This window comes from Hydrogenophaga sp. NH-16 (genome assembly GCF_004006415.1).
Lineage (GTDB): Bacteria > Pseudomonadota > Gammaproteobacteria > Burkholderiales > Burkholderiaceae_C > Hydrogenophaga > Hydrogenophaga pseudoflava.
In genome coordinates this window covers 2,155,924-2,175,877 of record NZ_CP029344.1, presented here as the reverse complement: position 1 = coordinate 2,175,877, position 19,954 = coordinate 2,155,924, and the positions used below count along the sequence as shown (strand labels likewise).

Annotated in this window: 19 protein-coding genes; 5 read left to right on the top strand and 14 right to left on the bottom strand. The window is 67.9% G+C overall.

Features of this window, described 5'->3' with window-relative positions; all coding sequences use genetic code 11:
* Window positions 1-43: 43 nt before the first annotated feature.
* The 5 genes from DD542_RS10550 to DD542_RS24195 all read right to left on the bottom strand — a co-directional run bounded on the left by DD542_RS10550 (window position 44) and on the right by DD542_RS24195 (window position 6,852).
* Complete coding sequence (locus DD542_RS10550) at window positions 44-1,867, bottom strand: methyl-accepting chemotaxis protein (protein WP_127805618.1); 1,824 nt, start codon at window positions 1,865-1,867, stop codon at window positions 44-46.
* A 27-nt stretch (window positions 1,868-1,894) separates the two neighbouring features.
* Window positions 1,895-3,850, bottom strand: a complete 1,956-nt coding sequence (locus tag DD542_RS10545) for a methyl-accepting chemotaxis protein (protein ID WP_127805616.1) — start codon at window positions 3,848-3,850, stop codon at window positions 1,895-1,897.
* A 3-nt stretch (window positions 3,851-3,853) separates the two neighbouring features.
* Window positions 3,854-4,372 carry a chemotaxis protein CheW gene (locus DD542_RS10540; protein WP_127807360.1) on the bottom strand — a complete coding sequence of 173 codons (519 nt, stop codon included), beginning with the start codon at window positions 4,370-4,372 and terminating at the stop codon, window positions 3,854-3,856.
* 184 nt (window positions 4,373-4,556) lie between these two features.
* A complete protein-coding gene (locus DD542_RS10535) occupies window positions 4,557-5,075 on the bottom strand; it encodes a chemotaxis protein CheW (protein ID WP_127807360.1) in 519 nt (172 codons plus the stop codon).
* Between the two features lie 28 nt (window positions 5,076-5,103).
* The gene (locus tag DD542_RS24195) at window positions 5,104-6,852 is read right to left on the bottom strand and encodes a methyl-accepting chemotaxis protein (RefSeq protein ID WP_127805614.1); all 1,749 of its coding nucleotides are present in this window, start codon (window positions 6,850-6,852) and stop codon (window positions 5,104-5,106) included.
* 259 nt (window positions 6,853-7,111) lie between these two features.
* Here DD542_RS24195 and DD542_RS10525 point away from each other — a divergent pair, with 259 nt between their 5' ends.
* The gene (locus DD542_RS10525) at window positions 7,112-7,807 is read left to right on the top strand and encodes a transglutaminase family protein (protein ID WP_127805612.1); all 696 of its coding nucleotides are present in this window, start codon (window positions 7,112-7,114) and stop codon (window positions 7,805-7,807) included.
* Between the two features lie 25 nt (window positions 7,808-7,832).
* On the opposite strand, the gene metW is transcribed toward DD542_RS10525, so the two are convergent.
* Both metW and DD542_RS10515 read right to left on the bottom strand, forming a co-directional pair.
* Entirely contained in the window at window positions 7,833-8,414 is a 582-nt protein-coding gene (gene metW, locus DD542_RS10520) for a methionine biosynthesis protein MetW (protein WP_127805610.1), read from the bottom strand.
* The gene (locus tag DD542_RS10515; RefSeq protein WP_127805607.1) at window positions 8,411-9,580 is read right to left on the bottom strand and encodes a homoserine O-acetyltransferase; all 1,170 of its coding nucleotides are present in this window, start codon (window positions 9,578-9,580) and stop codon (window positions 8,411-8,413) included. Before DD542_RS10515 ends, metW begins: the two co-directional genes overlap by 4 nt.
* Window positions 9,581-9,976: 396 nt before the next feature.
* On the opposite strand from DD542_RS10515, the gene DD542_RS10510 reads away from it, so the two are divergent.
* The gene (locus DD542_RS10510; protein WP_066160776.1) at window positions 9,977-10,372 is read left to right on the top strand and encodes an RNA-binding protein; all 396 of its coding nucleotides are present in this window, start codon (window positions 9,977-9,979) and stop codon (window positions 10,370-10,372) included.
* Between the two features lie 100 nt (window positions 10,373-10,472).
* On the opposite strand, the gene DD542_RS10505 is transcribed toward DD542_RS10510, so the two are convergent.
* Genes DD542_RS10505 through DD542_RS10490 form a run of 4 tightly spaced genes read right to left on the bottom strand, consistent with a single transcriptional unit; the run spans window position 10,473 to window position 13,510 of the window.
* On the bottom strand, window positions 10,473-11,282 hold the full coding sequence (locus DD542_RS10505; RefSeq protein WP_127805605.1) for an SDR family oxidoreductase: 810 nt from the start codon (window positions 11,280-11,282) through the stop codon (window positions 10,473-10,475).
* Window positions 11,279-11,923, bottom strand: coding sequence for an LPS export ABC transporter periplasmic protein LptC (gene lptC / locus DD542_RS10500; protein ID WP_127805603.1), 645 nt, complete (start codon window positions 11,921-11,923; stop codon window positions 11,279-11,281). Before lptC ends, DD542_RS10505 begins: the two co-directional genes overlap by 4 nt.
* Window positions 11,920-12,486 (bottom strand): HAD hydrolase family protein, encoded by a 567-nt coding sequence (locus tag DD542_RS10495; RefSeq protein ID WP_127805601.1) that lies wholly within the window; start codon window positions 12,484-12,486, stop codon window positions 11,920-11,922. The genes lptC and DD542_RS10495 overlap by 4 nt, the downstream gene beginning before the upstream one ends.
* Window positions 12,487-12,511: 25 nt before the next feature.
* On the bottom strand, window positions 12,512-13,510 hold the full coding sequence (locus DD542_RS10490) for a KpsF/GutQ family sugar-phosphate isomerase (RefSeq protein WP_066160764.1): 999 nt from the start codon (window positions 13,508-13,510) through the stop codon (window positions 12,512-12,514).
* A 41-nt stretch (window positions 13,511-13,551) separates the two neighbouring features.
* On the opposite strand from DD542_RS10490, the gene DD542_RS10485 reads away from it, so the two are divergent.
* From DD542_RS10485 to DD542_RS10475, 3 genes are all read left to right on the top strand, one after another.
* The gene (locus DD542_RS10485; protein WP_127805599.1) at window positions 13,552-15,540 is read left to right on the top strand and encodes a monovalent cation:proton antiporter family protein; all 1,989 of its coding nucleotides are present in this window, start codon (window positions 13,552-13,554) and stop codon (window positions 15,538-15,540) included.
* Between the two features lie 88 nt (window positions 15,541-15,628).
* Entirely contained in the window at window positions 15,629-16,591 is a 963-nt protein-coding gene (locus tag DD542_RS10480; RefSeq protein ID WP_127805597.1) for an MBL fold metallo-hydrolase, read from the top strand.
* A gap of 31 nt (window positions 16,592-16,622) precedes the next feature.
* The gene (locus tag DD542_RS10475; RefSeq protein ID WP_179130083.1) at window positions 16,623-17,168 is read left to right on the top strand and encodes an adenine phosphoribosyltransferase; all 546 of its coding nucleotides are present in this window, start codon (window positions 16,623-16,625) and stop codon (window positions 17,166-17,168) included.
* Window positions 17,169-17,188: 20 nt separating this feature from the next.
* On the opposite strand, the gene DD542_RS10470 is transcribed toward DD542_RS10475, so the two are convergent.
* From DD542_RS10470 to DD542_RS10460, 3 genes are all read right to left on the bottom strand, one after another.
* Window positions 17,189-17,815, bottom strand: coding sequence for a hypothetical protein (locus DD542_RS10470; protein WP_066160755.1), 627 nt, complete (start codon window positions 17,813-17,815; stop codon window positions 17,189-17,191).
* A gap of 89 nt (window positions 17,816-17,904) precedes the next feature.
* Window positions 17,905-18,396, bottom strand: a complete 492-nt coding sequence (locus DD542_RS10465; RefSeq protein WP_127805595.1) for a cyclic nucleotide-binding domain-containing protein — start codon at window positions 18,394-18,396, stop codon at window positions 17,905-17,907.
* Between the two features lie 114 nt (window positions 18,397-18,510).
* Window positions 18,511-19,890, bottom strand: a complete 1,380-nt coding sequence (locus DD542_RS10460) for an LpqB family beta-propeller domain-containing protein (RefSeq protein ID WP_127805593.1) — start codon at window positions 19,888-19,890, stop codon at window positions 18,511-18,513.
* Window positions 19,891-19,954: the final 64 nt, after the last annotated feature.

Here is a 19,954-nt window from a genome sequence, read left to right as displayed (position 1 = left end):
CCGGATCCACATGATGAGACTCGCCGGAAGGTTGGTATTGGCTTCAGAAACTTTCCCAGTCGCCTTCGGTATTGGCACTGGCACTGGTCACCACCTTGGCGGGAGACACCGGGGCCACAGCGGGCGCAGGTGCCCGGGTGGCGGTGGCCAGCGGTGCTGCGGCCGATGCCTTGGGCGGCTGTTCGCGCACCACCGGGCTCGCGGCCGCCTTGGCCGGTGCCGAAGCCGGGGCCCGGGCCGCCTGCACAGGTGCGGTGGTCGCGCGGGTCACCGGGGCAGCAGGGCCTGCCGCTGGCTTGGCCGCGGCCTCTGTGGCGCGGGTGGCGCCATCGACCTTGAAGATCGACACGACCTGCGCCAGCCGGGCCGCCTGGTCCTTCAGGCTCTCGGCAGCTGCTGCACTTTCCTCGACCAGCGCCGCGTTCTGCTGCGTCATCTGGTCCAGCTGGTTGACAGCGGTGTTGACCTGGCCGATGCCGTCGCTCTGCTCGCCTGCGGCCGCGCTGATCTCGCCGACGATGTCGGTCACACGACGGATCGAGCCGACCACCTCGTTCATGGTCTGACCGGCTTCGCCCACCAGGCGGCTGCCCGCGTCCACGCGGTCGACGCTGGCGCTGATCAGCCCCTTGATTTCCTTGGCCGCCTCGGCGCTGCGCTGCGCCAGACTGCGCACCTCGGCAGCCACCACCGCAAAGCCGCGGCCCTGTTCGCCCGCCCGGGCCGCTTCCACCGCTGCGTTGAGCGCGAGGATGTTGGTCTGGAAAGCGATGCCATCGATCACGCCGATGATGTCGCTGATCTTCTGGCTGCTGTGGTGGATCTCCTGCATGGTGTGCACCACCTGGTCGACCACCTGACCACCGCGCACGGCAATCTCCGAGGCGCTGGCAGCCAGCTGGTTGGCCTGGCGCGCCGCATCGGCGCTGTTGCGCACCGTGCTGGTCAGCTCTTCCATGGAGGCCGCCGTCTGTTGCAGGTTGCTGGCCGCCTGCTCGGTGCGGCTGGAGAGGTCGTGGTTGCCCGAGACGATCTCGCGGGAAGCCACGTTGATGCTGTCGCTGGCGCCGCGCACCTGGGACACCGTGGCCACCAGCGAGGCCTTCATGTCGGCCAGTGCCTGTTGCAGCTGACCGAGCTCGTCACCGCGGTCCACGACCAGCGGCTGGGTCAGGTCGCCATCCGCCACCGCCCGCGCGGCACGCACCGCTCCGGCCACCGGCACCGACACCGAACGGGCCGCGCGCCAGGCCACCAGCGCGCCGACCAGCAGGGCCACGCAGGCGAGGACGCCGATGATGCTCATCTGGCGCGACAGCGCGGCGCTGGCCTGCTCCACTTCCTGGGTCACCAGCGCATGTTCGTGTTTCTGGAGTTCCTGCATGGCGCCGATGTAGCGCTGCGCCGCGGGCAACAGCTTCTCGGTCAGCATGGTGGATGCCTCCGGCTCCACCGCCTTGAGCGCATCGAAGTACGTCTTGCGCACCTCGATGTATTCCTTGCGCCGTGCGCCGATGTCGGCCAGCAGGCTCTTGCCCTGTTCGGAGGTGATCGCCGCTTCCAGGTCCTTCTGCAGCGTGTTGATGCGCTCGGTGGTTTCGGCCATCAGCGGCTTGAAGTAGCTGTCCACCTCCGGGTGGTTGGCGGACTTGGCCATCGCCATCACGCGGTTGACGTTCAGCTGCGTGCTGGCCACCCACTCGTCGGCGAGCTGCACCAGCCGGTTCATTTCGAGCAGGCGCTGCTGTCCGGCGGTCGCGGAAGTCACGGCATTGAACGCCATGGCGGTCAGCAGCAGGAGCAGCAGCAGCACGGCACCAAAGCCCAGGCCCAGGCGCTGGCTGATCTTGAGGTTGTTGAATTTCATGTTGGTCCTTCGTGGGGTCGGGTCTGGTCAGCGAAGCGATTCCGTGTGGGCCGCACCCTCGGTGCGGAACGTCGCCACGACCTGAGTCAATCGAGTGGCCTGCTCCCTGAGGCTTTGCGCGGCGGCTGCGCTCTCTTCCACGAGTGCCGCGTTCTGTTGCGTCATCTGGTCCAGCTGCGTCACCGCCACGTTCACCTGGCCGATGCCGTCGCTCTGTTCGCCCGCGGCCGCGCTGATCTCGCCGATGATCTCCGTCACCCGCTGCACGCTGGCCACCACCTCGCCCATGGTCTGACCCGCATCGCCCACCAGGCGGCTGCCGGTCTCGACCTTGTCCACGCTGGTGCCGATCAGCCCCTTGATCTCCTTGGCCGCCTCGGCGCTGCGCTGGGCCAGGCTGCGCACCTCGGCCGCCACCACCGCGAAACCACGGCCCTGCTCGCCCGCCCGCGCCGCCTCCACCGCCGCATTGAGCGCGAGGATGTTGGTCTGGAACGCGATGCCGTCGATCACGCCGATGATGTCGTTGATCTTCTGGCTGCTGTGGTGGATCTCCTGCATGGTGTGCACCACCTGGTCGACCACCTGACCACCGCGCACCGCAATCTCCGAGGCGCTGGCGGCCAGCTGGTTGGCCTGGCGCGCGGCATCGGCGCTGTTCCTGACCGTGCTGGTCAGCTGCTCCATGGAGGCCGCGGTCTGCTGCAGGTTGCTGGCCGCCTGCTCGGTGCGGCTGGAGAGGTCCTGGTTGCCCGAAGCGATCTCCGCGCTCGCCGTGCCGATGCTGTCGCTGGCATGGCGCAACTCGCCGAGCATGCCGACGAAGCGCTGGCGCATGTCCTCGACCTCGCGCACCAGACGGCCGATCTCGTCGCTGCGGTCGGTGGTGAAGCGCTGGCTCAGGTCGCCCTTGGCCACGGCCGTGACCGCGACGGTCAGGCTGCCCAGCGGGCGGCTGACATTGCGCCGCACCAGCCAGTACAGGCCCAGACCCAGCACCGCGGTGGCCGCAACCAGCAGGCCCCAGAAGGCGTACATGGTGGCCCAGTGCGACGCCATGGCCTCGTCGTCCGACACCTCGGCCACCACCCACCAGCCACCGGCCTTGGTGGGTCGCTTGACCACCCAGGGGCTGGACAGGTCGTTCGAGACCAGGGACGTGGAGTCCGCCACGAACGCCTCGGGCGTGGCACGAAGGCTGGCCAGCAGCGGTCCGGCCGAGGGGTAGGCCTCCAGCACCTTCTTGCCCGCCGCCGTGGGATGCACGACGAACACCGCGTCCGCATCGCTCTTGCGCGGATCGATGATCACGGTGGAGCCGCTCTCGAAGAAACGGGCCTCGCTCACCAGCTTCTGCAGCGCGGTCTGGAAGTCCGAGAGATCGAAACCGATGAACAGGATGCCCACCACCTTGCCGGCCTGGTCCTTCAGGGCCTCGTAGTGCGTCATGTAGGGCTTGCCGAACAGCACGGCACGGCCGGTGTAGTTCTGGCCCTGCAGCACCAGCGGGTAGGCCGGGTGGTCGCGCGCCAGCAGGGTGCCGACGGCCCGCTCGCCGTCTTCCTTCTTGAGCGAGGTGGTCACGCGCTCGAAGTCCTCGCCCTTGCGCATGAACACGGTGGCCACGCCGCCGGTCATCTTGTTGAAGTCGTCCACGTCGCTCGTTTCGCCGTTGAGGCGGAACGACCAGCTCTTGATCAGGCCGGCGGCCTCGTCCAGTTCAAAGAACTGGGAGAACTTGGCCCGGAACGGCCGGTACGCACGGTCGGTCATCAGGCGCGCGGTGGCGTCGAAGGCGTCCACCGAATCGGCGACCGACTGCGTCTTGTCGCCCACCCACTGCACGATGCGCTCGCGGGAGCGCTCCTCGGCCACCAGGCTCATGACAACGCTGATCGTCACCAGCACGCCCGAGAGCATGGCCACCGCCAGCAGCGCGACGCGCCGTGCCAGCGAGCGGTTGTTGATGGTGGGGTTCTTCATGGCTTACTGCAGGTTCTGCGAGCTGCTGTCCATCAGCCCCATGTCGGGACTGCTCATCAGCGCCTCGATGTCCATCAGGATCAGCATGCGCTCGCCCACGCTGGCGATGCCCGTGATGAAGCTCGTGTCCATCGACGTGTTCATCTCCGGCGCCGGCTTGATCAGCTCGCTGGCCAGCTCCAGCACGTCCGAGACCGAATCGACCACCGCACCGACCACCCGGCCGCGCACGTTGAGCACGATCACCACCGTGAAGCCGTTGTATTCCACCTTCTCGCAGCCCAGCTTGATGCGCAGGTCCACCACCGGCACGATCACCCCGCGCAGGTTCACCACGCCCTTGATGAAGTGCGGTGCGTTCGCGATCCGCGTAGGCTCCTCGTAGGAGCGGATCTCCTGCACCCGCAGGATGTCGATCCCGTATTCCTCCGCACCCAGGCGGAAGGTCAGGAATTCGGCATGGGCGCCTTGCTGGCCTGCGACGTGGCGGGCATCGCCGGCAGCGGTGGAGGGAGAGTGCATGTCCATGTAGGCCGTCCTTGAAACACAAATGGGGATTCATGAACTATCGGCCGGTCCGCCCGGTACTGAAGGCGGAAAAAGAGCCACTGGACCCGGGCAAATGACCGAATGACCGCCCACCATGGGTCCAAAGAGAAGGGCGCCCGACGGGCGCCCTTGAACACAGACCTGGTTTTCCCGGGACCTACTGCAGGTTCTGCGAACTGCTGTCCATCAGCCCCATGTCGGGACTGCTCATCAGCGCCTCGATGTCCATCAGGATCAGCATGCGCTCGCCCACGCTGGCGATGCCCGTGATGAAGCTCGTGTCCATCGACGTGTTCATCTCCGGCGCCGGCTTGATCAGCTCGCTGGCCAACTCCAGCACGTCCGAGACCGAATCGACCACCGCACCGACCACCCGGCCGCGCACGTTGAGCACGATCACCACCGTGAAGCCGTTGTATTCCACCTTCTCGCAGCCCAGCTTGATGCGCAGGTCCACCACCGGCACGATCACCCCGCGCAGGTTCACCACGCCCTTGATGAAGTGCGGTGCGTTCGCGATCCGCGTAGGCTCCTCGTAGGAGCGGATCTCCTGCACCCGCAGGATGTCGATCCCGTATTCCTCCGCACCCAGGCGGAAGGTCAGGAATTCGGCATGGGCGCCTTGCTGGCCTGCGACGTGGCGGGCATCGCCGGCAGCGGTGGAGGGAGAGTGCATGTCCATGGTCGGGTCCTCGGAGGCGGGTTCAGAAGCTTTCCCAGTCGTCGCTGGCGCCAGCGCCGGTGGTCAGGGTCTTGGGGATTGGAGCCGGCGGGTTCGCCGGTGCCGGGCGCAGGGCCCTGGCAGGCGACGGGGGCGTCGGCTGGTGGGCAGGCGCTCTGGCCGGAGCGGCGGCCTTGGACACGGACGCGGGCTTGTGCACCGGCATCGAAGCCCCGCCGTTCACCCGGAACACGCTCACCGACTTCAGCAGCTGGTCGGCCTGCTGCTGCAGCGAGGCCGCGGCCGAGGCGCTTTCTTCCACCAGCGCGGCGTTCTGCTGCGTGGTCTGGTCCATGCTGGTCACGGCCTCGGCCACCTGGTTCACTCCGGCGTTCTGCTCCTGGCTGGCGCTGCTGATCTCGCCCACGATGTCGGTCACGCGCTGGATCGACTGCACCACCTCCTGCATGGTCGATCCGGCCCGGTCAACCAGGGTCGTGCCCTGCTCGACGCGCTCGACACTGGCGTTGATCAGCTGCTTGATCTCCTTGGCCGCCTCGGCGCTGCGCTGCGCCAGCGTGCGCACCTCGCCGGCCACCACGGCAAAGCCGCGGCCCTGCTCGCCCGCGCGCGCGGCTTCCACCGCCGCGTTGAGCGCCAGGATGTTGGTCTGAAAGGCAATGCCGTCGATCACGCCGATGATGTCGCTGATCTTCTGGCTGCTGTGCTGGATCTCGCGCATGGTCGACACCACCTGGCCCACCACCTCGCCGCCCTGCACAGCCACGCTGCTGGCGCTGGCGGCCAGCTGGCTGGCGGCGCGGGCGTTGTCGGCGTTCTGTTGCGCGGTCGAGCCCATCTCTTCCATGGACGCGGAGGTTTGCTCCAGCGCCGAGGCCTGCTGCTCGGTGCGGCTGGACAGGTCCTGGTTGCCCTGGGCGATCTGCGCGCTGGCCGTGGCCACGCCCTCGGCGCCCTGGCGCACGGAGCTGACCAGCGAGCTCAGGGCCTGCTGCATCTTTTGCATGGCGGTCAGCAGCTGGCTGGTCTCGTCGCGACCGCTGACCACGATCTTCTGTGTGAGATCGCCGCTGGCGATGTGATCGGCGATGCCCACGGCATCGGTGATCGGCCGCACGATGGAGCGCGTGATCAGCACCGCCGCCAGCAGGCCGATGGCCATGGCCGCAGCGGCCAGCACCAGCACCGTCAGCAGGACCTGCCGATAGGAAACGGCCGACTCCTTCTTGACCTGGTCCGCATGGTTCACATTGAAAGTCCAGAGCTTGTCCAGCTTGGCCTGCAGTTGCTCGAAGTACTCGCGCGACGGGCCGGTCAGGCGCTCTTCGGCCACCGACTTGCCGGCGCCACCGATCTGTCCGGACAGGGCTTGGATGGCACCCCACTGACTCACGTAGCGCAGCGCATCGGCCTGGGCTTCCTGCCACAGGGCGCGATCCTCGTCGCCGCTGATCAGCGGCTCATACGCCTTGAATGTCTGCAGCAGATCGGCCTGCTGTTTCGCGATGTCGGCTTCCAGCACCAACAGCCGGCTCGGGTCTTCGGACACCAGGTGGTTGTATTCGAAGCGGCGCAGATTCAGGGACGTGCTCTTGAGATCGGCCGCCACCTGCAGCGACGGCACCGTGTTGTCCGCGATGCTGTGCAGGTCGTCGTTCGTGTCGTTCAGGCCCACATAGGCCGCAAGCGTGAGCGCCGCCATCAGCGACATCACCAGGCCAAAGCCGAGGGCCAACCGGTGACCCAGCTTGAGATTGTTGAAAATGCTCATGAGTACCTCGCCTGAGGATGGACGCGTTGAGTTTGGGAGACCTCTTCAGCGCACGCCCGCACCGAAGCGCCTGAACACCGACACCGCCTGCCGGGCCAGGATGGCGTGCCGGATCTGCAGCGACACACGGTGTCCCCAGCACTATCGGCGCGCCGGGCACAAGCTGAAGTGCGAAAAAAGAGTGCAATTCGACCCCTGATCCCGCACATCCGTCGCGCCGGTGATCGCCATCGACCGGCGGGTCTGCTACCTTGGGTCCATGTCCAGCCCGCACACGCCTCCCTCAGCGCCTTCTGCTGCCTGCCTGCAGCCCAGCACCGCCATCGACAGCGACCACCCGCTGGTCCTGGCCTTCGCGCGCGAACACGCCACCGGCCAGACCGAGCGCGAGCGCGCGGTGTCGCTGTACCTGGCGGTGCGCGACCGCCTGCGCTACGACCCCTACCGCATCGACCTGTCGGCACCGGGCATGCGGGCGAGCACGGCGCTGTCGCAAGAATTCGGCTGGTGCGTGCCCAAGGCGGTGGCGCTGGCGGCCGTGGCGCGCGCGGCGGGCATCCCGGCGCGGTTGGGGTTTGCCGACGTGCGCAACCACCTCTCGACCGAGCGCCTGCGTCAGACCATGAAAACCGACGTCTTCGCCTGGCACGGCTACACCGCACTCTGGATCGATGGCGCCTGGCGCAAGGCGACACCCGCGTTCAACCTGTCGCTGTGCGAGAAGTTCGGCCTGCTGCCGCTGGAATTCGATGGCGTCAGCGACTCGCTCTACCACCCCTACGACCGCGCGGGGCAGCGGCACATGGAATATGTGAACGAGCGCGGGCAGTTCGACGACCTGCCGCTGGCCGCCATCCGGGCCACGTTCGCCGAGCTGTATCCGTTATGGACGCAGGCGCCGGACGTGGGCACAGGAGACTTTGCGCAGGACGCGGCCCGGGAAAGCGGCGCCTGAGCCGGCTGAGCGCCGGCCCGGGGACTCAGTTGGAGAACTTGAAGACCGCCGTGCTGGCCAGCAGGTTGGGCGCGAAGCGCACCTCGCGGTCCTCCTGCAGACCGAAGCTGTCGTCCACGGTCAGGCCGCAGCTGCGGGCCAGTACCTCGAAATCGGCGTAGGTGCCGACCCGGATGTTGGGCGTGTCGTACCACTGGTAAGGCAGACGCCGGGTCACGGGCATGCGGCCCTGCAGCACCGCCAGCCGGTTGGGCCAGTGGGCGAAGTTGGGGAAGGCCACGATGCCGATGCGGCCCACGCGCGCGGTCTCGCGCAGCATGGTTTCGGCGTTGCGCAGGTGCTGCAGGGTGTCGATCTGCAGCACCACGTCGAAGGCGTCGTCACCGAACATGGAGAGGCCGTCCTCCAGGTTGAGCTGCAGCACGTTGACGCCGCGGCGGATGCAGGCGTGCACCTTGGCGTCGTCGATCTCGACGCCATAGCCGCTGCACTGGCGCGTGGTCTGCAGGTGCGCCAGCAGGGCGCCGTCGCCGCAACCGAGGTCGAGCACGCGCGAGCCGGGCGGCACCAGCCGGGCGATGGATTCGAGCAGGTGGCGTTCGCTCATTGCACACCTCCGGCGATGGTCTGTTCAAAGTAGCTCTTCACGGCCGCGTGGTAGCGCGGGTCGTCGAGCAGGAAGGCGTCGTGCCCGTGCGGTGCATCGATCTCGGCGTAGCTCACGTCGCGCCGGTTCTCCAGCAGCGCCTTGACGATCTCGCGCGAGCGCGCGGGCGAGAAGCGCCAGTCGGTGGTGAAGCTCACCAGCAGGAACTTGGCCTGGGCCCGCGCCAGCGCCGCGCTGAGGTTGCCGTCAAACTCGCGGGCCGGGTCGAAGTAGTCCAGCGCGCGGGTGATGAGCAGGTAGGTGTTGGCGTCGAAGTACTCGCTGAACTTGTCGCCCTGGTATCGCAGGTAGCTCTCAATCTGGAACTCCACGTCTTGGGTGGAATACCGGTAGGCCAGTTCGGCGGTAGCGCTCGGGTCTTCGCCATCGGCGGCCCGCAGCGTCCGACCGAACTTCTCGTTCATCACGTCGTCGCTCAGGTACGTGATGTGGCCGATCATGCGGGCGATGCGCAGGCCGCGGCGCGGCAGCGTGCCGGCGCGCAGGTAGTGGCCGCCGTGGAAGTCCGGGTCGGTGACGATGGCGCGGCGCGCCACTTCGTTGAAGGCGATGTTTTCGGCCGTGAGGTTGGGCGCGCTGGCCACCACCACCGCGTGGCGCACGCGCTCGGGGTACTGCAGCGTCCAGGAAAGCGTCTGCATGCCCCCCAGGCTGCCGCCCATGACCGCGGCGAGCTGCTCGATGCCCAGTATGTCGAGCAGCCGTGCCTGGGCATCGACCCAGTCCTCGACCGTCACCACCGGAAAGTCGGCGCCCCAGGGCTGGCCGGTGGCCGGGTTGGTGTGGGTCGGGCCGGTGCTGCCGAAGCAGGAGCCGATGTTGTTCACGCCGATCACGAACCAGCGGTTCGTGTCCACCGACTTGCCCGGGCCGATCATGTTGTGCCACCACCCTTCGCTGCGCGCGATCGGCTGGCCACGCTCGTCGGCGTGCAGCCCGGCCACGTGGTGGCTGGCGTTCAGGGCGTGGCATATCAGCACCGCGTTGGAGCGGTCGGCGTTGAGGCTGCCGTAGGTTTCATAGACCAGCTCATAGGCCGGCAGGACCGCGCCACTCCGGAGCGGCAGGGGCTCATCGAAGCGCTGGGTTTGTGGTGTGACGATCACGGTGGTTCACCTCGGGGGCTGGCAAAGCCCCAAAAACAGAAATCCCGGTGCCGCAAGGTGCGAGACCGGGAGTCCCCCCTTTAGCGGTATTTGTAGAGCGCCCGCAATCCGGACAAATCGGCGCTGGGAAGCAGTATAGAGGGAAGGCCACGACCCATGTTCTGTCGCACAACGGGCCCCTGCCGGATGCCCTGTGTTGCAAATGCGCACCAGCGCCGAAGGCGGCTTGACGCCCCCCCAAAAAAAGAACTCGCTTTCAGACAAACGGCGCATAATGGCCCGGCGAGCGTCCAAAACGCGCGCAAAACAAGTGATCGGTTGGTTTCGCGTGCTACAGAATTGTTTGCTGCCGGGGCTCCATCGCTATCTTTTTCTGTGTTTCTAGGAGTCCCAACCATGGGCAACAAACTGTACGTGGGCAACCTGCCCTACAGCGTGCGCGACGAAGACCTGCAACAGTCCTTCAGCGCCTTCGGCTCTGTCAACAGCGCCAAGGTCATGATGGAGCGCGACACCGGTCGCTCCAAGGGTTTCGGTTTTGTCGAGATGGGCAGCGATGCCGAAGCTCAGGCCGCCATCCAGGGCATGAACGGCCAGTCGCTGGGCGGCCGCAGCTTGGTGGTCAACGAAGCCCGCCCCATGGAACCGCGCCCCCCCCGCTCCGGTGGCGGTGGTTTCGGCGGCGGCCGTCGTGAAGGCGGCTACGGCGGTGGCGGTGGCGACGGCGGTTTCCGCAGTCCCTACGGCAACGGCGGCCGTCGTGAAGGCGGTGGCGGTCGCGGCGGTTACTGATTCTCAGGCAGGCCGGTCTTCGCACAGGCCTGCAAGCCCCGAACAAAAGCCCCTCGACGAGGGGCTTTTTTTCATGCCGGGGCGCCTTGAACCAACAGCGTCAGGACGCCGGCTTGCCCTGGCCCTGGCGGTGTTTGCGCGCACGCCCCGCCAGCAGCCGGTCGAACCAGGCGTTGGGCAACAGCCGCAACAACTTGGCCACCACCCCCATCTGCCAGGGAATGACGCGGTAGCTGCTGCCGGCCTCGATCGCGGCGAAGGCCCGGTCGGCAAACACCTCGGGGCTGAGCAGAAACGGCATCGCATAGCGGTTCTCGCGGGTCAGCGGCGTGTCCACGTAGCCCGGCAGCAAGGTCACCACCCGCACACCGCTGCCCCGCAGCTCACCGCGCAGGCTTTCGCAATAGGCCACCACGGCGGCCTTGCTGGCGCAGTAGGCCCCGTGCCCCGGCAGGCCCCGGATCGCCGCCACGCTGGCGATGCCGACCAGCCGCCCGCTGCCGCGCGCGCGCATGGCCGCCACGAAGGGATGGAAGGTGGCGGCCATCCCGGTGTTGTTGGTGGCAAAGGTACGCGCCATCACCACCAGATCGTCGCGTTCGGCGGTGTCCATGCCGATGCTGATGCCGGCGTTGGCCACCACCACCTCGGGCACGCCCTGCTGCTCAAGGCAGCCCAGGCCGGCCTGCACGATGCCATCGATGTCGGCCACATCGGCCCGGTAGACGCGGCAGCGCTGGGCGTCCCAGCCCTGCGCGTCCACCCAGGCCTGCAGCTCTTCGCTGCGCCGGGCCACCAGAGCCAGCCGGTAACCGGCGCGGGCACAGCGCAAGGCAAGCGCCTGACCGATGCCGCTGGAAGCGCCGGTGATGAAGGCCAGCGGCGCGCTGGTTCCAGGCACGCTGCTCATGGGCGGGGGGCGAACAAGGCGCGCACGTGGCCCGTGAGCACCGCCACACGGGCGTCGCCCGCATAGTCGAGGTTGTCGGCCGTGATCTGGTCCTGATCGCGCACCAGCAGCACGGGCTGGTCGGACATGATGTGCTCCGGCTCGGTGCTCACCCGCAGGTACTCGCCGTGAAATTCCAGCCGCGGCAGCGGTTCCCCGTTGACGCCTTTGCCGGCCTGACGGACCACGGCGGCGTTGCCCTCCAGCACAAACACCGTGCCTTCGTCGTTGCTGGTGATCTGCCGGGCCGTGGCGGTGGAGAGCTGGCGCTGCTGCCCGAAGGAGCGCACGCGGGCGGCATCCACCACCAGGGTCCCGTCGTCGGGATGGTGCCGCGCCGCCGTACCGTACAACTCGGTCTTCAGTGTCCCGCTCGGTTCAAACACCTTGACCGAGAAGCGCTGCATGAAGTAATCGGGCTCGTGGGTCACCTCGGGCTTGGGCCCGGGCTCTTCGGGAATCGGGGTCGCCCGCAACAGCCAGTACGAGGCGAGCGCCAGCAGCATCATGAGCAGCACGGGCAGGTAGATGGACATCCGGTCCCACCAGCGCGAAAAGCTGTGGCGGCCAGAAGAGGGCCCCGGCAGGGTTGCGGTGTTCATCGCGCCGCCGCCTCCAGCTCCGCCGAATAGGCGCCTCGCGCCACCAGCAGCAGGTCGCACAGCTCGCGCACGGCCCCGGCACCGGGCAGGCGCTGCGTCACATGATGGGCCAGTGCCAGCACCTCGGGATGGGCGGTCGGCGGGACGCAGGCGAAGGCCACACGGCGCAGCATGGGCAGGTCCGGCCAGTCGTCCCCCATGGCGGCCGCGGCCGACCAGTCCAGGCCCAGTTCGGCCAGGATGGCCTCGGCGGCGGGGCGCTTGTCCTCGGTGCCAAAGCGGGTGTGGCGCACCCCCAGCGCGGACAACCGGGCCCGCAGCGCCAGAGAATCGCGACCGCTGACCACAGCCGGCGTGATGCCCGCGCGCTGCAGCAGCTTGATGCCGTGGCCGTCGAGCGTGTGAAAGCGCTTGAGTGCTTCGCCCGACTCGCCGAAATACAGGCCGCCGTCGGTGAGCACCCCGTCGACATCGAAGAACACCACGCGCACCGGCTGCGCCCGCAGCAGCAACTCGGGATCAATGTTCAGCACGGGGCGCAAGGGCGGCAGGTTCTCGGACATCCGGCAATGCTAACGGGTGGCCGGCTCAGATGACTTTCGCCCGCATCAGGTCGTTGCTGTTGAGGGCGCCCACCAGGGCGCCGGTGTCGTCGACCACCAGCACGCTGGTGATGCGGCTGGCTTCCATCAGGTCGGCCGCTTCGACCGCCAGCGCATCGGCACGCACGGTGCGCGGGTTCGGATGCATCACGTCCCCGGCGCTCAACGCCCGCAGGTCGGTGCTGTTGCCGGTGCGCTCGATGACCCGCCGCAGGTCGCCGTCGGTGAAGATGCCCAGCACCTGCCCGTCCCCGTCGACCACGGCGCTCATGCCCAGCCCCTTGGCGCTCATCTCGCGCATCAGGCCCATCAGCGGCACATCAAGGGTCACACGCGGCACGTCGTCGCCGCTGCGCATCACGTCGCTGACATGGGTCAGCAGCTTGCGCCCCAGCGATCCGCCCGGGTGGGAACGGGCGAAGTCGTCGGCCTTGAAGCCCCGGGCGTTCAGCAGCGCCACCGCGAGCGCGTCGCCCAGCGCCAGCTGTGCGGTGGTGCTGGCCGTGGGCGCGAGGTTGTGCGGACAGGCCTCGCGCGCGACCGCGGTGTCCAGCACCACATCGGCGTGGCGGGCCAGGGTCGAATCCGGCCGGCCGGTGAAGGCGACCAAGGGCACACCCATGCGCTTGATCAGCGGCAGGATGGCCGACAGCTCGTCGCTCTCGCCGCTGTTGCTGATGCCCAGCACCACGTCGGCGGGCGTGATCATGCCCAGGTCGCCGTGGCTGGCTTCGGCCGGGTGCACGAACATGGCGGGCGTGCCGGTCGAGGCCAGGGTGGCGGCGAGCTTGCGGCCGATGTGGCCGCTCTTGCCCATGCCGGTGACCACCACGCGGCCCGTGCAGGCCAGCAGGCAGCGCACCGCATCGGCGAATCGCTCGTCGAGCCGGCCGGCCAGCGCCGTCACCGCCTCGGCCTCGATCTGAAGGGTCTCGCGCGCCATCGCCAGCAGGCGCGTGGCTTCTAGGGAAAGGGCCGTGCTCATGGGCGGATTATCGCGTGGGGCACCCATTACCATCAGGGCGCATGAATTCCCTGGACATCACCCTGCTGTACCTGCTGGCGGCCGTGCTGGGCGTGGTCGGCTGCCGCATGCTGCGGCTGCCGCCCATGCTGGGCTACCTGGTGGTCGGCGTGGTGATCGGGCCGAATGCGCTGGCGCTGGCCCAGAACTCGCAGGGCCTGCGCTACCTGGCCGAGTTCGGCGTGGTGTTCCTGATGTTCGTGATCGGACTGGAGTTCAGCCTGCCCAAGCTGCGCGCCATGAAGCGCCACGTGTTCGGACTGGGTCTGTCCCAGGTGGTGCTGACCGTGCTGCTGACCACCCTGGCCTCGCTGGCGCTGGGCTGGCTCCTGCCGACCTGGTGGAAGATGGAATGGCAGATGGCGCTGGCCCTGGGCGGCGTGATGGCCATGAGCAGCACCGCCATCGTGATCAAGCTGGTGGCCGAGCGGCTGGAGCTGGAGTCCGAGCATGGCAAGCGCGTGGTCGGCATCCTGCTGTTCCAGGACCTGGCCGTGGTGCCGCTGCTGGTGCTGATTCCGGCCCTGGGTTCACCGCCCGACGAGCTGTTCAAGGCGCTGGGCATCGCCCTGCTCAAGGCCGCCGTGCTGCTGGGCATCCTGCTGACCGGCGGGCAGAAGCTGATGCGCTGGTGGCTGACCCAGGTGGCGCGCCGCAAGAGCGACGAGCTGTTCATGCTCAACCTGCTGCTCATCACCCTGGGTCTGGCCTGGATGACCGAACACGCGGGCCTGTCGCTGGCGCTGGGTGCCTTCGTCGCCGGCATGCTGATCTCGGAGACCGAATACAAGCACCAGGTGGAGACCGACATCCGGCCCTTCCACGACGTGCTGCTGGGCCTGTTCTTCATCACCATCGGCATGCTGCTGGACTGGCGTCTGGTGCTGGAGCGCTGGCCGCTCGTGTTGTTGCTGCTCTCGCTCTCGCTGGCGTTCAAGATCGGCATGATCACCAGCCTGACGCGGCTGTTCGGCGCACCCATGGGCACCGCCCTGCGCACCGGCCTCTACCTGTGCCAGGCCGGCGAGTTCGGCCTGGTGCTGCTGTCGCTGGCCGGGCGGCACCAGCTGGTGCCGCCCGCGCTGTTCAACCCCATCCTGGCGAGCATGGTGATCTCCATGCTCGCCACGCCCTTCATCATCCAGTACACCAACGACATCGTCACCCGCGTGGTGGGCAGCGACTGGCTGATGCAGTCGGTGCAGATGACCAGCATCGCGCGCCGCTCGATCAACGCCGACAAGCACGTGATCATCTGCGGCTACGGCCGCTGCGGCCAGAACCTGGCGCGGCTGCTGGAGGCCGAAGGCATCCCCTACATGGCGCTGGACCTGGACCCGGACCGGGTGCGCCAGGCCGCCGCCGCCGGCCATTCCGTGGTGTTCGGTGACGCGGCACGGCTGCAGGCGCTCATGGCCGCCGGCCTGCACCGCGCCAGCGCGGTGGTCATCACCTACATCGAGACCGCCAGCGCGCTCAAAGTCCTGCATCACGCGCACGAACACGCACCGCAGGTGCCGGTGGTGGTGCGCACCATCGATGATGTCGACGACGGCAAGCTGCGCGCCGCCGGCGCGACCGAGGTGGTGCCCGAAGCGATCGAGGCCAGCCTGATGCTGGCCAGCCACGCGCTGGCGCTGGTGGGCGTGCCCATGCGGCGCGTGATCCGGGTGGTGCAGGACCAGCGCGACGCCCGCTACAGCCTGCTCAAGGGCTACTTCCACGGCGCCGATGACGGCAGTGCGGAGGAAGCCGAACACGAACGGCTGTCGACGGTGACGATTCCGCCGGGCGGGCGCAAGGTGGGTCGAACGCTGGGCAGTGTGGCGCTGGAGGCCATGGGCGTGCGCGTGGCCAGCCTGCGGCGCGCCGGAGGCCAGAACACGCCGTTTGACGACACCACCGTGCTCGACGGCGGCGACACCCTGGTGCTCAGCGGCAAGGCTCCTGCGCTGGCCCTGGCAGAAGAAAAGCTGCTGGGCGGGGGCTGAGCCCTCGGGTTTTCCCCAATCCATCCGCCGGGAACCCTCTCGCGGCATTGACGTCGCATCGTCTTTCAACCCGCTGAAAGATTTTCCGATGGATCGACGTGCTTTCCTGGGCACCGGCATGGCCGGCGCCGCCGCCCTGACCTTCTCGTCCGCGTGGTCGCAGCAGGCCACGCCGAACTTCGGTCCGCCGACGCTGCCGGCCACCGGCGTCAAGCGCATGAAGCTGGGTGCCATGGAAGTGATCGCGCTCAACGATGGCGCGCTGCGCCGCCCGTTGGGCGAGGAGTTCGTGCGCAACGTGCCGCTGGAGCAGGTCAAGTCGCTGCTGGCCTCTCAGAACCTGCCCACCGACTACGTCGACATCCCGTTCACGCCGTTTCTGGTGGTGACGCCGGCCGGCCGCTTCCTGCTGGACACCGGCTTTGCCGACAACGGACCGCCGACCACCGGCAAGCTCGCAGCGCAGCTGGCCGCCGCCGGCTTCAAGCCCGAAGACGTCGACCACGTGGTCATCAGTCACTACCACGGCGACCACATCAACGGTCTGCGCAAGAAGGACGGTTCGCTGGCCTTTCCCAAGGCCAAGGTGCACGTGCCGGCGCCGGAACACGCCTTCTGGTTCGACGACGCGAAGATGAACGCGGCGCCCCCGGCCGCCAAAGGCGCCTTCGAGAACGCTCGCAAAGTCATCGGCAGCCTGCCGGCCGACATCTTGGTGAAGTACGAGCCCGGCCAGGAACTCGCGCCCGGTATCAAGGCCGAGGCGGCGTTCGGTCACACGCCCGGCATGAGCATGGTGTCGGTGCAGTCCGAAGGCCAGAAGTTCATGTACGTGGCCGACCTGACCAACGTGCCCTCGCTGTTCGCGCGCAGCCCCGACTGGGCGGTGCAGTTCGACATGGACGCCGAACTGGCCCGCCAGACCCGCCGCCGCGTGTTCGACATGCTGGTCAAGGACAAGGTGACGGCAGGCGGCTACCACTTCCCATTCCCGGCGTTGGGCACCATCGAGACCGCGGGCAGCGGCTACCAGTTCAAACCCGTCGCCTGAGCGCGGCGGCGGTGTCTTCATAATGGCTTCCATGGACACCACCGCCTTTCTCAAGAGCCACATCCGCACCGTGCCCGACTGGCCCGCGCCGGGCGTGCAGTTCCGTGACATCACGCCGCTGCTGCAGGACCCGCGGGTCTTCCGGGTGCTGATCGACACCTTCGTGCACCGCTACATGGAGCCGTCGCTGCGGCCCTCCGTGGTGGCGGGGCTTGATGCCCGCGGCTTCATCATCGGTTCGGTGCTGGCCTACGAGCTGGGTGTCGGCTTCGTGCCGATCCGCAAGAAGGGCAAGCTGCCCTTCACCACGGTGGAGGAGACCTATGAGCTGGAGTACGGCAGCGCCACGGTCGAACTGCACACCGACGCGGTGAAGTCCGGCGACCGTGTGCTGCTGATCGACGACCTGATCGCCACCGGCGGCACCATGATGGCTGGTCGCCGCCTGCTGGAGAAGCTGGGGGCCGAGGTGATCGAAGGGGCGGCCATCGTGGATCTGCCGGAACTCGGCGGTTCACGCAAACTGCTCGACTCCGGCCTGCCCCTCTTCACGCTGGTGCATTTCGAGGGTCATTGAGCGCGGCCCGCCGGGCCTGGTCAGAGCCTGCCGTACTGGGTTTCGCTCAGTCCGGCGAAATCGCTGTGGACTTCCGGCGGTTGCTCCATCTGGGCCACGGCCGGGGCCTCCATGCGGTGTGCAGGCAGCGCCGGGGTCTCCAGGGCCGAGCGGAATGCCGCCACCTGTTCGGGAGCCAGCGGGCGGGCGGAACCGGATGCCGCGGCGCTCTCGCGCCGGGTCTGCGCCGCCACCGAGGCCTTGAGTGCAACACCCCGCAGATCGTGCACCGGCTGGCGGCGCCAGTACACCGCCTGCACCTGCATGGAATGGCGCGATCGGGCGCTGCCCTGGATCCAGCGCTCAATCTCCAGCAGGTACTCGTCGGGCATCACGTCGGCTGGCAGCGTAAGGTTGATCAGCACCAGGAAGCCGTCGCCCGTGGAGTCCAGGGCCAGCACTTTGAACTCGTAGCTGGTGGACAGCACGCCCGCGCGGATCAGGGACTCGCGCACGACCGAAAACAGCTGCTCGCGGCGCAGGATGCGCCGTCCCCGCCGCGGGGAGATCAGGGGCAATGTGGTCTGGCCGAAGGAGCGACGGGGCTTGCGCCCGCCAGTGGCTCCGGCATCGGACTTTTTGGCTTGCAGCCAGCGCAGGAGGGACATGGGCGAAGTATGCCTTCAGGAACGTTGACTTGTGACAGCTGCAGCGGGACAGACTCTCAGCACCGGTCGCCCGAAGTCGTGCACCCGCATCAGGTGACGGCCACGCGCTTGGGCTTGTTGTACATGCGCCGGGCCAGCACCGCCGCCATGGCCACGGTCAGTTCCAGTGCAATAACAGGGAAGCGGGTGGACAGCTCGCGGAACCGCAACGGGGTCAGGCACCACAGCCGGCTGTGGCCACCGGCGTTCACCGTCGCGCTGCGGGGCAGGTGACTGAAGAACGCCCCTTCGCCCAGCACCGAACCCGCGCCGACCATGGCGATGCGCACACGGTCCTTGTCGTCTTCGTAATGCACGGTGAGGCTGCCGCTTTCGACAAAGTAGACCGTCCGGTCCTTGACGCCCTGCTCAATGAGAACCTGCCCCTGGCTGAGGGTCACCGGCTGCAGGTAGTCGCCCAGCAACTGCCATTGCGCATCCGAAAGGTTCACCGGCACCGCATCCAGCGCGTTGCTGGTGCGCATGGCTTGCGCCAGCGCCAGCACGTCGAACCGCGGATCGGTGGGTACTCGGGCATTCATCCCTGCACCATACCGGTGGGAGCCATGGCCCCACAAGCCATGGTTACCGTTGCTTACGCTTTGGCTCCCGGTGGCGTCCTAAAGGAGGCCAGCGGTGGGCCTGTTAACGCCCCGTCACACTTTGACGCCCGAGAACCAGCGCCGGAACACGCGGCCGGCCAGGCGGTAAGGCGCCATCAACCGCCACGACCGGCTGGCCAAGAGCTCGGCCATCCCTCGCTGGCTTTCGGCCAATGCAGCCTGCGACTGTGCAAGGGCCCGTTCCACCAGCCGGCAGTGGTCTTCCCGTTGCGACAGCTGAGCGTTCTTCTGCGCCAGGTCCGCCGCCAAGGCGACCTGCGACTGCAACCGCTCTTCCAGACGCCCGAGTGTGCGCGCGAGTCCCTGCACCTGGCGTCGCCAGACCTGGGCATCCTGCATCGGCCGGACCTCCGCCGGACACGGGTCCGCCCGCCCATCCTCCAGCGAAGGCCCGGGCAGCGACCGAAGATCAAAGAAGGCCAGCGGAACCATCTCGTTGGTGATCACCATCAGGCGCCCCGATCGGTCCAGGTCCAGCCCCTTGGGACCTCCCTCCTGTGGGTTGGAGCGCCCCTGCAGAAAGGTGTGCTCGTCCAGCACCCGCAGCCGGCAGCCGTGCCGCTGCTCGCCCTGCCACCGACCATCGGGACAGGTGTAGACGTGTACGAACGGCGCACCAGCGTCGGCCACCAGGATGCGCCGCGAGTTCTCCACGAAACGCAGGCCGTGGGGATAGTCGACACCCAGCAGGCGGGCATCGGGCTCGGCATCCGGCCCGAGCGGCCGGCTGGTGTCATACAGGCGCACGCAATGCTCGTTGTGGTTGCTGACAGCGATCCATTGTCCGTCGGGGCTGTGGGCCACCCCGTCGGGTATGTCCAGCCCCCGGGCCAGCAGAGGTGACCCCGCGACGGCGCCTGGCCGGGCACCGTCCAGGTCCACCAGGTGCTGGGTCACCTGGTGCGTGTAGTTGTTGCACACCAGCACATCCAGGCAACCACACGCCAGGGGACGGGCGCTGACGGACCCCGGCGTCTCCACCAGCCCCGGATGGGCGGCCTCAAGGCGCAGCAGCGGTTGAAGTTCACAGGGTGTCGCGCCCCCGGTGGGCGGTGGAATGTGGAACACCGGCACACCACCCTGGCGATTGGCCACCAGCAGGGTGTCGTCGCTGCTCCAGAACAGACCATGGGGGTAGGAAAACTCGCGCGAGACGAATGGCTGGGGACTGTGCAGGCGCACATGGGGGTCCTTCGCGCCCCAGTCGATGTCGATGCCCAGGACCAGCACGCGATTGCTCAAGTGACCTGCAATGGCCAGCCGCCGGTTGTCAGGCGACAGATGCACGTCCTCGGTGCGGCCCAGCTCGGCCAGGGCGGTCGCCACACCGGGTCCGTGCACCACGGGCAGGCGCACGGCCTCCAGCGCGGGTGCCGTGGTCGTCGCGTCGGTATCGAACTCGGAAGCACTCATCGCAGGCCTGTCCGGTGGGGGGGTACAAGTGTGAGATTTTGTACCCAGGCCAGCGGCCCGCCGG